This window comes from Streptomyces sp. UF-297, from assembly GCF_058245575.1.
Genome location: NZ_JBSIBZ010000042.1, coordinates 37,498 through 50,841, shown reverse-complemented (window position 1 = coordinate 50,841; position 13,344 = coordinate 37,498). Strand labels below are relative to the sequence as shown.

At 71.9% G+C, this 13,344-nt stretch carries 11 protein-coding genes; 5 read left to right on the top strand and 6 right to left on the bottom strand.

From position 1 onward, the window contains the following. Positions 1 to 175 precede the first annotated feature (175 nt). Positions 176 to 1,654, bottom strand: coding sequence for a sodium:solute symporter family protein (locus AC4IJH_RS23310; protein WP_490853753.1), 1,479 nt, complete (start codon positions 1,652 to 1,654; stop codon positions 176 to 178). Positions 1,655 to 1,905: 251 nt separating this feature from the next. On the opposite strand from AC4IJH_RS23310, the gene AC4IJH_RS23305 reads away from it, so the two are divergent. Continuing rightward, positions 1,906 to 3,450: a PucR family transcriptional regulator gene (locus tag AC4IJH_RS23305; protein WP_490853752.1), complete on the top strand. Its 1,545-nt coding sequence runs from the start codon at positions 1,906 to 1,908 to the stop codon at positions 3,448 to 3,450. 142 nt (positions 3,451 to 3,592) lie between these two features. Here AC4IJH_RS23305 and AC4IJH_RS23300 read toward each other — a convergent pair whose 3' ends face one another. The 3 genes from AC4IJH_RS23300 to AC4IJH_RS23290 all read right to left on the bottom strand — a co-directional run bounded on the left by AC4IJH_RS23300 (position 3,593) and on the right by AC4IJH_RS23290 (position 6,390). Next, a complete protein-coding gene (locus tag AC4IJH_RS23300; RefSeq protein WP_490853751.1) occupies positions 3,593 to 4,300 on the bottom strand; it encodes a methyltransferase domain-containing protein in 708 nt (235 codons plus the stop codon). A gap of 111 nt (positions 4,301 to 4,411) precedes the next feature. After that, positions 4,412 to 5,653, bottom strand: coding sequence for an MFS transporter (locus AC4IJH_RS23295; protein ID WP_490853750.1), 1,242 nt, complete (start codon positions 5,651 to 5,653; stop codon positions 4,412 to 4,414). A 98-nt stretch (positions 5,654 to 5,751) separates the two neighbouring features. Then, positions 5,752 to 6,390, bottom strand: a complete 639-nt coding sequence (locus AC4IJH_RS23290) for an NAD(P)H-dependent oxidoreductase (RefSeq protein ID WP_490853749.1) — start codon at positions 6,388 to 6,390, stop codon at positions 5,752 to 5,754. Between the two features lie 301 nt (positions 6,391 to 6,691). Here AC4IJH_RS23290 and AC4IJH_RS23285 point away from each other — a divergent pair, with 301 nt between their 5' ends. The 3 genes from AC4IJH_RS23285 (at position 6,692) to AC4IJH_RS23275 (ending at position 9,126) form a co-directional block, all read left to right on the top strand. Further along, positions 6,692 to 7,498, top strand: coding sequence for an arylamine N-acetyltransferase family protein (locus AC4IJH_RS23285; protein WP_490853748.1), 807 nt, complete (start codon positions 6,692 to 6,694; stop codon positions 7,496 to 7,498). Positions 7,499 to 7,540: 42 nt separating this feature from the next. Next, positions 7,541 to 8,167: a nuclear transport factor 2 family protein gene (locus AC4IJH_RS23280; RefSeq protein WP_490853747.1), complete on the top strand. Its 627-nt coding sequence runs from the start codon at positions 7,541 to 7,543 to the stop codon at positions 8,165 to 8,167. Between the two features lie 116 nt (positions 8,168 to 8,283). Further along, entirely contained in the window at positions 8,284 to 9,126 is an 843-nt protein-coding gene (locus tag AC4IJH_RS23275; protein WP_490853746.1) for a class I SAM-dependent methyltransferase, read from the top strand. Positions 9,127 to 9,150: 24 nt separating this feature from the next. Here the strand turns inward: AC4IJH_RS23275 and kdpB are convergent, their stop codons facing one another. After that, a complete protein-coding gene (kdpB, locus tag AC4IJH_RS23270) occupies positions 9,151 to 11,319 on the bottom strand; it encodes a potassium-transporting ATPase subunit KdpB (RefSeq protein WP_490853745.1) in 2,169 nt (722 codons plus the stop codon). A 132-nt stretch (positions 11,320 to 11,451) separates the two neighbouring features. Here kdpB and AC4IJH_RS23265 point away from each other — a divergent pair, with 132 nt between their 5' ends. Continuing rightward, positions 11,452 to 12,138 (top strand): LysR substrate-binding domain-containing protein, encoded by a 687-nt coding sequence (locus AC4IJH_RS23265; RefSeq protein ID WP_490853744.1) that lies wholly within the window; start codon positions 11,452 to 11,454, stop codon positions 12,136 to 12,138. A 100-nt stretch (positions 12,139 to 12,238) separates the two neighbouring features. Here the strand turns inward: AC4IJH_RS23265 and speB are convergent, their stop codons facing one another. Continuing rightward, positions 12,239 to 13,207, bottom strand: a complete 969-nt coding sequence (gene speB / locus AC4IJH_RS23260) for an agmatinase (protein WP_490853743.1) — start codon at positions 13,205 to 13,207, stop codon at positions 12,239 to 12,241. Positions 13,208 to 13,344: the final 137 nt, after the last annotated feature.

The following is a 13,344-nucleotide window of genomic DNA, read 5'->3' as shown; positions in this document are numbered from 1 at the left end:
ATCCTCAAACACCGGCCGGGCTGAAATGTCGGGCCCGGCCGACTCGTTCGGGTCCCCGCCAGACGGGATCGTGCCGGCCCGGCCGGATCGTTCGGGCCCCCGACAGACAAGACCGTGCCGGCCCGGCCGGATCGTTCCGGCGCCCAGCGGGACGGAATGCGGTGGGCCGGGCGGCTCAAGTGCTGGGGCGGCCGGTGGGCTCGGCCGTTGCGCCGGCCGGGTGGGCCGGTTGTCGCACCCGTTCCCGCCAAGCCGCCAGTACCCCCGCGTCCGTTGGGCGGGTGCACAGGCTGACGGTCACGTAGGTGACGAGGGAGGCGGCCAGGCCGTAGTAGACGGGTTCGCTGGCGAGGACTCCCAGCCAGGCCATCAGGGCGATGACGCAGAGGCCGCCCACCGCTATGGCGGCCAGGGCGCCGGTGCCGGTGCCGCGGCGCCACAGGAGGCCGCCCAGGATGGGGACCAGGAGGCCGCCGACGAGGAGGTTGTAGGCGACGGTGAGGGCCTGGACGACGTCGTTGAGGGCGATGGCCACGGCGATGACGGCGAGGCCCATCAGGAGGATGAAGGCGCGGTTGCCGCGGACCTCGTCCCGCTCCCCTTCGGCCTCCCGGCCGCCCGGCAGGGCACCCCGCAGCCGGGACCAGATGTCGTTGTTGGCCACCGTGGCACAGGCGATCAGCGCGCCGGAGGAGGTCGACATCACGGCCGAGAGGGCCGCCGCGAGCACCAGGCCGCGTACGCCCATCGGCAGGGCGTCCTTGACGATGGTGGCGAACGCGTCGTCGGGGCTGGCCAGTTGCGGGTAGAGCACCTTGGCCGCCGTACCGATGGCCGCGCCTGCCACGGCGTACACCAGGCAGTACGTTCCGGCCGCCGCGCCGCCGACGCGGGCGACCTTGTCGCTGCGTGCGGTGAACACCCGCTGCCAGATGTCCTGTCCGATCAGCATGCCGAAGGAATAGATCAGGACGTAGGTGAAGACGGTGTGGCCGCCGATGCCCAGCGGCGCGAAGTAGTCGCCGGGCAGCCGGTCCCGCAGCCCGGCGAGGCCGCCCGCCTTGACGAGGGCGATGGGCAGCAGGAGCAGCAGTACGCCGATGGTCTTGACCACGAACTGCACCATGTCGGTGAGGGTGATCGACCACATGCCGCCCAGCGTCGAGTACGCGACCACGATCGCCCCGCCCAGGACGATGGCCACGGTGCGGTCCAGGCCGAACAGCACGTCGAAGATGGTGGCGTAGGCGATGGTGGAGGTGACCGCGAGCATCAGTGTGTACGCCCACATCACCACGCCCGAGATGACACCGGACAGGCCGCCGTAGCGCAGGTCGAGCATCTCGGAGACGGTGTAGACCTTCAGGCGGGCGATGCGCGCGGAGAAGAACAGGCTCAGGGCCAGCAGGCCCAGTCCGATGGTGAAGACCATCCAGGCCCCGGAGAGCCCGTACTGGTAGCCCAGGCCCACGCCGCCGATGGTGGACGCGCCGCCCAGCACGATCGCGGCCATCGTCCCGGAGTACATCCAAGGGCCCAACCGCCGCCCCGCGACCAGGAATTCGCTCTTGGACCGGGCGCGCCGCATGCCCCACCAGCCCATGGCGAGCATGCCCGCGAGATACAGGACGATCACCGCGTAGTCGACAGCCATCGGGCCATCCCTTCGAGCCGCGCCGTGGGGGTGGGGGGGCGGAGCCTCTCCGGGAGGGGGGTTCGGAGAGGCTCCGCCGCGGGACGGGGGCCCTCCTCGGCGGAGCGTCCCCGGTGGTCGTACAAGAGCCTCGGCGGCCGCACGGCCGCACAGCCGCACAAGGGTCTTAGGGGTCGACCCTAGGAGGCGGCGGGGCGGCGCTGAAGTGTACGTTTCCTCCACCCCTGCTCCCCGAACAGGATGGATCGCACATGCGGCAGCTGCCCCCCGCCCCCGCCGTCCCGCTGTCCGGCCTGCTGGCCCGTACGGATCTGGGGCTGCGCCAGCTCGCGGGCCCGCGCGGACAGACCGCCGTCCACTGGGTGCACACCTCGGAGATGGCCGACCCGGAGCCGTATCTGCTGGGCGGCGAGCTGCTGTTGACGGCCGGGGTGCACGCGGGGGCGGCAGGTACGGCGGCGAGCACGACGAATACGGCGGATACGGCGGATACCGCGGATACGGCGGATACGGCGGGCCCGGACGCCACCGGCTACTGGGACGGCTATGTGGCGCGGACCGTCGCGGCCGGTGCCGCCGCGCTCGGCTTCGGGGTCGCGCCGGTGCACGACGCGGTGCCCCAGGCGCTGGTGGCGGCCTGCGACCGGTACGGGCTGCCGCTGGTGGAGGTGCCGCCGCCGACGACGTTCACCGCGGTGGAGAGCGCCGTATGGCAGGACATGTCCCGGGCCCGGCACCACGAGCTGACGCGGATCGGCGAGGCGCAGCGCTCGCTGGCAGCGGCGGCGGCCGGGCCGTCCCCGGTGCCCGCCGTGCTGCGGACGCTGTCCCGGCACCTCGGCGGCCGGGCGGCCCTGTTCACCGCCGACGGCACCGAACTGGCCTCGTCCGGCCCACAGTTGGACGAGGCCGCGCGGGCGGCTGCGACCGGGCTGGTGGCGGTGGTCGGCCCCGGCGGCCCGGCGTCGGCGGGCGAGACGGTGGCCGGTGTGCAGCTGGCGGCGTACGCGCTGACCGGCCGTACGCCGGACAACGCCGCCGCCCTGGCCGTCGCGGCCCGGCCCGAGGACCCCTCGGCGCACGCCGTGGCGGGGGTGGCCGCCGTACTGCTGTCCCTGGTCACCGGGCCGTACGGCTGCGCGGGCGAGGACGGGCGGTCGGCGGCGCTGGTACGGCTGTTGCTGGGCGCGAGGCCCCAGGAGGCCGGGGCGCTGCTCGGCCACGAGCGGTGGGTGGTGGTGCACGGGCAGCGGCGGCGCGGCGGCGAGGAGCCGGCCGACGCGCTGTCGGCGGCGCTGGGCACGTCCCTGGTGGACCCCGGGCCCCGGTCCGTACGCGCCCTGGTGCCCGCGGGCCGGGAGGTCCTCGCGCCGCCGGGCTGGACCCTGGGCGTCAGCGCGCCCGCTGCCGTCGACCGGCTGCCCGCCGCCGACGCCCACGCCGCTGCGGCGCTGCGCCGCGCGCTGGCCTGCCGCTCCTCCCTGGTCCGCCACCGTGCGGCGGACGGGCAGGGCATCGCCGCCCTCGTGCCGCCCGCCGAGGCCCACGCGCACGCCCGCGCCCGGCTGGCGCCGCTGCTGCAGACCCCCGCCCTGCTGGACACCCTGCGCACCTGGCTCTCCCTGCACGGGAGTTGGGACCGTACGGCGGTGGCGCTGGGCGTGCACCGCAACACGGTCCGGCAGCGGATCGCCCGCGTCGCGGCGCTGCTGGAGACGGATGTGGACGACCCGGACGTACGGATGGAGCTGTGGTTCGCGCTCAGGGCGCTGAGCGCTGCGCCGGACGAGCGGTGAGCCGTGCGCGGGCGCGTCGTGGCCGCTCGCGCGGTTCCCCGCGCCCCTTGACGCCGCAGCCCGGCAACGCCCGGCGCGTCCGCGGGCGCCGTAGGACAGCTACGGCGCCCGCGGACGGGGTGCACGCACCGGCCTCAGCGCCTCACCCGGCGCTGGTGTACTCCAGCAGCCGGAAGCTGGCCGGCCGCCCGTCGCTCGCGAAGTCCAGGACGCCCAGCTCGGTGCGGGTCAGCCGGGCCTCGGCCGCGAACTTGTCCAGCAGCTCCCAGTCGCCCTGGTCGTTGAAGCCGAGGAAGAGACGGCCGCCCTCGGCGAGGTACTTGGGGCCGTCCACCAGGAACTTGCGGTGGGAGACATAGCCGCGGTCCATGATGGCCCACTGCATGTAGTGGGTGTAGGTGAAGTCCTCCGGCGCCAGCAGCGCGTTGGAGTCCCAGTAGATGGCGTCGAAGCGCTCGTCGGGGCCCAGCGCCTCGAACATGTCGCTGCGCACCGCCCGCACCCGGTCGGCCACCCCGTGCCGGGCGGCGTTGGCGCGGGTGTTGTCCACCGCTTCCTGGGTGATGTCGATGGCGGTGACCCGGTCCACGCCGTTCAGCGCGGCGATCACGGAGGTGACGCCGCAGCCGCTGCCCACCTCCAGCAGGGAGCCGCCCTTGGGGTAGGGAAGCCAGGAGGAGAAGCCGTCGGTCTCGGGGGAGATGTAGGGGGGCCAAACGCCGGGGAGCAGGTCCCAGGTGCGTCCCAGCAGCTGGAACTCGATGGGTTCTTTCTGCTGTGCGTGGTGGAACAGTTCGGCCGGGAGTCCGGCGGGCAGCTGCTGGTCGGTACCGGCATCCGTATGCGTCATGGTGGTGTACTCCTGTGCCGCTCGTTGCGTCGTACGTGGGGAAGGCGCCGTTCCTCAAGCGGTCACGGGCGTGGTGCGTACGGCGGGAGGGGAGGCATTACGCGCTCGGCCTCACGCGCTCACGGACATGGCCACGATGGCCGGTCCGAGCGCCCCGCCGAGCTGGTAGCAGAGGTTGAACAGGCCGATCGCCACCGGGCGCCGCTTGTCGTCCACCGTTTCGGTGGCGAAGGCCATCAGCGCTCCCTGGCCGCCCGCCGCCGCGAAGAGCCCGACGGCCAGCGCCACCAGGACGACGACGGCCGAGGCCGACAGCGCGGTCAGGACCAGGGCGAGCGCGCCCGCGACGGTCAGGACGAGGGCGGCGGCGTTGCGGCCCATGCGCACGGCGAGCGCCGCGATGACGAAGGAGAGGACCGAGCCCGCCAGTTGGGCGACCAGGGTGCCCACGCCGGCCGCGTCCTCGGTCCAGCCCGCGCCGCCGGTGAGCTTGCCGGGGATGACGAACAGCAGCCGGAAGTAGGAGGTCGCCAGCACCAGCGCCAGCAGGCTCACGCCGATGAACACCGGCGAGCGCAGGATGGTGACCGGTACGAAGCCGTCGGGGCGGGACTTGATGTGCAGGGCGAGCAGGACGGCCAGCACCACCGCGCAGATCGCCGCGGGCACGGGGAAGTAGGGGATCACGACCAGGGCGGTGGCCAGCGCGGTCAGGACGACGGCGCCGCGCCCGTCGAAACGGTTCTGCTCGGCCGGGACGGGTGAGGCATGGCGTACGACCGGCGGCACGAACACCACCGCCACCACCGGCAGAATCAGCACGACCAGCCAGGACGACCAGCCGGTGACCAGCGAGCCGACCAGTGGTCCGACGGCCGCGACGGCCGCGATCATCGAGGTGATCAGGCCCAGCCTGCGGGCGGTGCCCGCCATGTTCATCGCCACCGCTATCAGGCCGGTGCTGCCCAGGGCCTGCCCCGCGCGGCCCACCAGGACCAGCGGCAGCCAGGGCGCGACGGCCACCAGCACCGTTCCCACGATCAGCAGGACGGTGCTCGACAGCAGGGCGAAGCGCAGTCCCTTGCGGCTGATGAGGCCGGCGGTCAGCGGCGTACCGACCGCCATGGCGAGCGCCGCGACGGTCACCAGCCAGCTGGCGACGTCCAGTGGGACGGCGTACCCGTCCGCCATCCGGGGTAAGACGATCGCCGGCGCCGAGACGCTGAAGGTGGCAGGGGCGGCGATCAGCGCCAACCACATCCCACCGGCCCGCCGTTGAGAAGTGCCGCTCCGATCCGTGTCCGGCGTCGTCAGGGCAGGGGACGAGGGGGGTCCGTCGGACTGGATAGCCATGGGTTTCTCCTGCTTGCGGAAACTGTGCTCAGCGGGGGGAGGGGCGCCGGTTCCTGGGGCCTGTCGTCAAAGTCCCGTCTGGCCTGCGACGACAGGTCCTAGGCAGCGGCGAATCCCCGGTTCAGGGCCGCGGCTATCTCGATGACGTGACGGGCCTGGTAGGCGACGGCGGCGAGGTTGTCGGCCGGGACGGTGCCGGCCTCCTTCTGCCGGGAGACGCTGCTGGCGCCGTAGGGGCAGCCGTTGGCCCGCCGCTTGCTGATGACCTCGTCCGTGATGCCGTTGGGGACGATGACACCGCCCCAGTGGCAGAAGGTGTTGTAGAGGCTCAGTACGGTCGTCTCCTGGCCGGCGTGCGCTCCGTCCCCCGAAGTGAACGCGGTCACCGGCTTGTTGAGGAGTTTGCCCGCGATGGCCATGTCGGTGGTGGTGTCGATCCACTCCATGAGCTTGGGCGCGGGCAGGCCGTAGCGGACCGGCGTGCCGATCATGATGGCGTCGGCCCAGTCCAGATCGGCCAGTTCGGCCTCGGGGATCTCCGCCGTCGCGGCGACGTGCTCGGTCCAGACCTTGCGGTCGATCCAGAGCCGGTTGGCGACGGCCTGTCCCGGCACCACTTCGCCGATCTTGCGCAGCCGCACCTGCGCCCCGGCCTCTTCTGCGGCCTGCGCGGCGGCGGTGGCCAGCTGGTGGACATGCCCGGTGGACGAGTAGTAGACGATCGCGACCTTCGTCATGCCTGTGATGCTCCCTCTGCGGGCGGAAAACGCCAACGGGCGCCAAAAGACGCCGAAGTCACGGTGCGCAGGCGCCTGACCTGGAAACAACGTGACCGGATCAACCTGGCAGGACGGTGAATCGGCAGCAACGCGGTCCGCCGTAATGTGTCAGCTCAAGCGGAGGACTTGACTCAGTGCCCGGCCGATTCTTGCCAATTATTCCCCGGCCGCGATTCCGTCTCTATACAGCGCGCGGACTACAGCGCAGCAGGCGCAGCATCGTGAACTTGCAGAGTCTTCATCCTCAAGGGGGACCGTAGTGCTGAATGACGCCACCGTCGATGCATATCTCAAGCGCATCGGCGCACAAAGGCCCAGGAGCGCGGATCTCGCCACCCTGCGCGAACTGCACGAGCGCCACATTCTGTCGGTCCCGTTCGAGAACCTCGACTACCACGACGGTACGCCGATTCACCTCGACGAGAACGTCGTCGACAAAATCGTGCACCACAACCGCGGCGGCGGCTGCTACGAACTCAACCCGGCGTTCGCCTATCTGCTCCAGGCGCTCGGATACCGTGTGCAGTTCCTGCCGGCCCGTACCTACAACGGGGAAAAGCTCGGCCCGCCGATGTGCCACATGGTCCTGAGGGTGGAGCTGCTGGAGGAGTTCTGGCTGGCGGACGTGGGGTTCGGCAAGTGCGCACGGGGGCCGCTGGCCTTCGACGTGCGCGGCGAGCAGCTCGACAAGCACGGCGTCTATGAGCTGATTCCGGCGGAGAATGGCGAGATCGACGTCGTACTCAACGGCAAGCCGCAGTACCGTATCGACAACCGCCCGGCCGAGCTGGACGCTTTCCTGCCGACGCTGTGGTGGTACCGCACCGCGCCCGACTCGACGTTCCTGCAGTACGTGTTCGCCTCCCAGCTGACCGTCGACGGGCGTATCACCGTCAAGGAGAACACCCTGACAGTGACGAAGAACGGAAAGCGCCACTCCAAGGAACTCCCCACGGACGAAGCCGTCGTGGCCGCGTACCGCACCCATCTGGGCATCCGCCTGGACCGGGCGCCGAAGACCACCGCGTCCTATGTCGGACAGGCCGTGGACATGTACATCGACTGAGCCCGAGCGCGACCCCTCAATCAGGTCGATAGGAATGGGTGGATGGGGACTACAGAACGACGCAACGTGAGCGATCTGCTGGCCGCCGAAGCCGCGCGGGAATGCGTGATCCGGGAACGCTGGGCACGTGACACCGGGCAGTGGGAAGAGATGGCGGCGAGTTACTACGACGACACCCGCATCGCCGTCGGCTGGGCCACGTGCAGCGGCGCCGACTTCATCGCCAACACCCAGAAACTCGCGTCGACCGCACGGGGCCAGGGACTGCACCAGCTCGGCCCCATTCGCGTCGATCTCAACGGCAACCGGGCCTTTGCTGAACTGCCCGCGCAGATCGTGATGCCGGTGCGGGTGGACGAGCAGGAGGCGACGCTGCTCGTGTGGGAACGGATGTGTTTCCGGGTCGAGAAACGGCAGGACGACTGGCGTATCGCGGAGTTCCGCGCCGTCTATCTCAAGGACGCGCTGGCCCCCGAGTACGTGGGCGACCGGGTCCGTCTGGACACCTCCGTGCTCGCCACCTACCGCCGTTCCTACCGCTACACCCAGTACTGGTCCAACCAGGCCGGCTGGGGAAACCACCCCGACCGCCCCGGCCTGGACCGCCCCGACCTGATGCGCGAGGTGTACGAGAGCAACGCGCGCTGGCTGCACGAGCAGGACGGCTAGCGCAGGCCCGCAGCCCCGCCCGCCCGGCCCCTGGCGCCGTCCTTTTGCGGGAACGGCAAGGAAGTTTGCCCGACCGGCCCACCCGGGCGCATGGTCGGCGCCAGGAGGTGCTCACCATGGGCGATATGAAGGACTTCGACTGGGCCGCGATGGCCGACATGCTGGAACTGGAGGGGGAGACGCACAGCCCCTATGTGCGCCAGGCCTTCGAGGAGTTCCAGGACCTGGACCCGCAGCGGGTGCTGGACATCGGCAGCGGCCCCGGCGTCGCCGCCTGCCGGCTGGCGGAGCTGTTCCCGCAGGCCGAGGTCAGTGCGGTGGACGGAACCCCTGAGCTGCTGGTCCGCGCCGAGCAGCGGGCCAAGCGGCTCGGCGTACGGCTGCGCACCCAGGTGGCCGAGTTCCCCGCGGGCCTGAGCGATCTCGAACCCGCCGACCTGGTGTGGTCGGGGCAGGTCGTGCACCACGTCGGCGACCAGCAGGACGCGCTGAACCGGCTGGCCGCGCTGCTGCGGCCCGGCGGCACGCTGGCCATCGTCGAGGGCGGGCTCGCGCCCCGCTGGCTGCCGCGCGACCTGGGCATCGGCCGCCCCGGCCTCCAGGACCGGCTGAACGCGGCGATGGCGGAGCGCTTCAACCAGATGCGCGCGGGGCTGCCCGGCTCGGTGGCGGTGGTCGAGGACTGGCCCCAGATGCTGCGCAGCGCGGGCCTGACGGACGTCTACAGCCGCACCTTCCTCGTGGACCACCCCGCTCCCCTGGCCGAGCGCCCCCGGCAGGCCGTACGGCGCACCCTGGAGCACTTTCGCAACCGCCTGGAGGAGCTCGCGGACGCCGAGGACCTGGCGACCCTGGACCGGCTGCTGGACCCGGCCGACCCCCATGGGGTGGACCGGCGCCCCGACCTGTTCCTGCTGACCGCGAAGACCGTCCACTTCGGCCGGCTGCCGCAGGGCTGACCCGCTGCGTACGGGCTCCTCGCGCTACATCCCCGGCACGAACTGCAGCAAGAGATCGATCAGTTTGATGCCCAGGAACGGCGCGATGAGCCCGCCGAGCCCGTACACCCCCAGGTTCCGCCGCAGCAGCGCGTGCGCCGAGGACGGCTGGTAGCGCACCCCGCGCAGCGCCAGCGGGATCAGCGCCACGATGACCAGCGCGTTGAAGATGATCGCGGAGGCGATGGCGGACCAGGGGCTGTGCAGGCCCATGATGTTCAGCGCGCTCAGCCCCGGATACACCGAGGCGAACATCGCGGGCACGATCGCGAAGTACTTGGCGACGTCGTTGCAGATGGAGAAGGTGGTCAGCGCGCCGCGGGTGATCAGCAGCTGCTTGCCGACCTCGACGATCTCGATGAGCTTGGTGGGGTTGGAGTCCAGGTCCACCATGTTCCCGGCCTCCTTGGCGGCCGAGGTGCCGGAGTTCATCGCCACCCCCACGTCCGCCTGGGCCAGCGCGGGCGCGTCGTTGGTGCCATCGCCGGTCATCGCGACGAGGTTGCCGCCCTCCTGCTCCTGGCGGATACGCGCCAGCTTCTGCTCCGGGGTGGCCTCGGCCATGAAGTCGTCCACCCCGGCCTCGGCCGCGATCGCCTTGGCGGTCAGCGGGTTGTCGCCGGTGACCATGACGGTCTTGATGCCCATGGCGCGCAGCTCGGCGAAGCGGTGCGCGATGCCGTCCTTGACCACGTCCTTGAGGTGGACGGCGCCCAGCACCCGCGCGCCGTGCCGGTCGGCGACGGCCACCAGCAGCGGGGTGCCGCCCTGTGCGGCGATACCGTCCACGGTCCGCTGCGCCTCGGGCGGCACCCGGCCGCCCAGCCGCGTCACCCACGCGGTGACGGCACCCGCCGCGCCCTTGCGTACGTAACACCCGCCCGACCAGGCCAGGTCGACCCCGCTCATCCGCGTGTGCGCGCTGAAGGCCACCCAGCGCGCCGCCCCCAACTCCCCTTCCGCGCGCGCCCGGATGCCGTACTTCTCCTTGGCCAGGACGACGATGGAGCGGCCCTCGGGCGTCTCGTCGGCCAGCGAGGAGAGCTGGGCCGCGTCCGCCAGCTGCGCGTGCGGCACCCCTTCCAGGGGGACGAAGGCGTCCGCCCGGCGGTTGCCGAAGGTGATGGTGCCGGTCTTGTCCAGCAGCAGGGTGTTCACATCGCCCGCCGCCTCGACGGCCCGCCCGGACAGCGCCAGCACATTGCGCTGGACCAGGCGGTCCATGCCGGCGATGCCGATGGCGGACAGCAGCGCCCCGATCGTCGTCGGGATGAGCGTCACCAGCAGGGCGACCAGCACGGTCATGGTCTGCGGCGCGTCCGCGTAGGTGGCCATCGGCTGGAGCGCGACCACCGCCAGGATGAAGATCACCGTGAGCGCGGCGAGCAGGATGTTCAGCGCCAGCTCGTTGGGGGTCTTGTGCCGTTTGGTGCCCTCCACCAGCGCGATCATCCGGTCCAGGAAGGTCTTTCCGGGCCGGGAGGTGATGCGGACCACGATGCGGTCGGAGAGCACCGTGGTCCCGCCGGTGACCCCGGAGTGGTCGCCGCCCGCGGCGCGGATCACCGGCGCCGACTCCCCGGTGATCGCCGACTCGTCGACGGAGGCGACCCCGTCCACCACCTCGCCGTCGCCGGGGATCACCTCGCCCGCGTCCACGATCACGAAGTCGTACGGCGCCAGCTCGGCGGCCGGCACCGCCTCCTCCTCGTACTCCTGCGCCGTGATGCCCACCCGCCAGCTGCGCAGCCGGCGCGCCCAGGTGTCGCTGCGGGTGCGGCGCAGCGACTCGGCCTGCGCCTTGCCGCGGCCCTCGGCGACGGCCTCGGCGAGGTTGGCGAACAGCACGGTCAGCCAGAGCCAGGCGCTGATGGTCCAGCTGAAGACGCTCGGGTCCAGGACGGCGGAGAGGGTGGTGAGCACCGACCCGGCCTCGACGACGAACATCACCGGGTTCTTGACCATCACCTTGGGGTGCAGCTTGCGCAGCGCGTCGGGCAGCGACGCCAGCACCAGCTTGGGGTCCAGGGCCCCGGCGGCCACCTGCCGGTGCCGGCCCGGGTGCCCCGGGGGTACGGGCCGGGGCGCCGGGTGCGCGGCGGGCGCGGTCTGCGTGACGTCCGGTGCGTGGTGTTCCGGGGCCAGGGGCTGCATCAGTGGGGCCTTCGGCGAGAGAGGGATGATCAGCCCACCCAACCCTTCGGGCGCTCGGCGCCAGGCCGCACTGACGCCTCCCTATTGCTCAACGGCCCCGGCTTTACGCTCCTTTGACGCCCGGTCCGCTTCGTGAACCATGGTCTCTCCGGGCTTTCCAGCCCCTCTGACCTCCTTGCCCTCCTTAACCTCCTTGGCCTTCTCGGGCTCCTTGTGCACCTCAGACTCCCTGGACTCCCTGGACTCCCTGGACTCCCCGGACTCCCCGGACTCCCCGGACTCTCCGGACTCTCCGGACTCCTTGGGTGCCCGTCCCACGCTCCACACCGCGAGGACCACCAGCGCACAGCCCGCCAGCTGTACGGCACCGGGCCGCTCCCCGATGGCCAGGCCCAGCGCGAGGGCCATCACCGGCTGCAGGAGCAGCAGCGCGGCGGCCAGTTCGGTGCGCAGCCGCGGCAGGGCGGGCGTCATCACCAGCCAGGCCAGGACCTGGCCGAGCTGGCGGGCACCCCGTGGGCGGTCTGCCCGCCGGGCACCGAGCCGCACGAGGCCCTCGTACAGGCACTGCGGGCCCGCGGCGTCGAGCCGGACATCCGCTGTCCGGTGGGCGACCACCCCACCCAACTCGCGCTGGTCGCCGCCGGGTTGACCGCCGCCCTGGTCCCCGAGACGGCCCAGGCGGCGGCCCCGCCCGGCGTCCGCTTCGTCCCCGCCCGCCCCACGCTGCACCGCACGGTCCGGGCAGCGTGGCGCACCCGCTCACCGAGCCCACCGGTACGGGCCTGCCTTGCGGCGCTCGGCGCAAGCGCCCCATAAGGGGCGCGGGGCCGTGTCGGTATGCGGCTCCGCCGCGTGGGCGCGACCGGCCCTCCCACCACCGGCCCGCGGCAACGATGACCGCGCTTCCAGCGAAGCGCTAGCGCCCCGCGGCGATCTGCCGCGACATGATCGTCGTCAGCTCGTACGCGGTGTGGGACGCCGCCACCGATGTGATCTCGGCATGGTCGTAGGCCGGGGCGACCTCCACCAGGTCGGCCGAGACCAGGTGGCAGGAGGACAGACCGCGCAGGATCTCCAGCAGTTCGCGGGAGGTCAGGCCGCCCGCCTCGGGCGTCCCGGTGCCGGGGGCGTGCGCCGGGTCCAGCACGTCGATGTCGATGGAGATGTACAGCGGCCGGTCCCCGATGCGCTGGCGCAGCTGGTCGGCGACCTCGTCCACGCCGCGGCGCATGACGTCCGCCGAGGTGACGATGCCGAAGCCCATCTTCTCGTCGTCGTCCAGGTCCTTCTTGCCGTACAGCGGGCCGCGGGTGCCGACGTGGGAGAGGGCGGAGGTGTCCAGGATGCCCTCCTCGACCGCGCGCCGGAACGGGGTGCCGTGGGTGTACTCGGCCCCGAAGTAGGTGTCCCAGGTGTCCAGGTGCGCGTCGAAGTGGAGCAGCGCCACCGGGCCGTGCTTCTTGGCCACCGAACGCAGCAGCGGGAGCGCGATGGTGTGGTCGCCGCCGAGCGTCATCAGGCGGGCGCCGGTGCCCAGCAGGTCGTCGGCCGCCGCCTCGACCGTCTCGACGGCCTCGTTGATGTTGAAGGGGTTGGCGGCGATGTCGCCCGCGTCGGCGACCTGGGCCAGCGCGAACGGCGAGGCGTCCTGCGCCGGGTTGTACGGGCGCAGCAGCCGCGACGCCTCCCGGATGGCGTTGCCGCCGAAGCGCGCGCCGGGGCGGTAGGAGACGCCCGAGTCGAAGGGCACACCGACGACGGCGACATCGGCGCGGCCGCCCACCTCGTCGATGCGCGGCAGCCGTGCGAAGGTCGCCGGCCCGGCGAAACGCGGGATACGGGAGGAGTCGACGGGGCCCACGGGCTCAGAGGATGCGGTGGTCATGGCCCGAAGCGTAGGCACCCGCAAGGCCCCGGCACATGGACGGATACGTGGCTTTGCCGCCTCGCCTTCTCCACCGTGTCCATATCCCCGTACCGATCGCGTGCCCGGCGCCCGTATCCGGGGCCCGCGCACCGTCC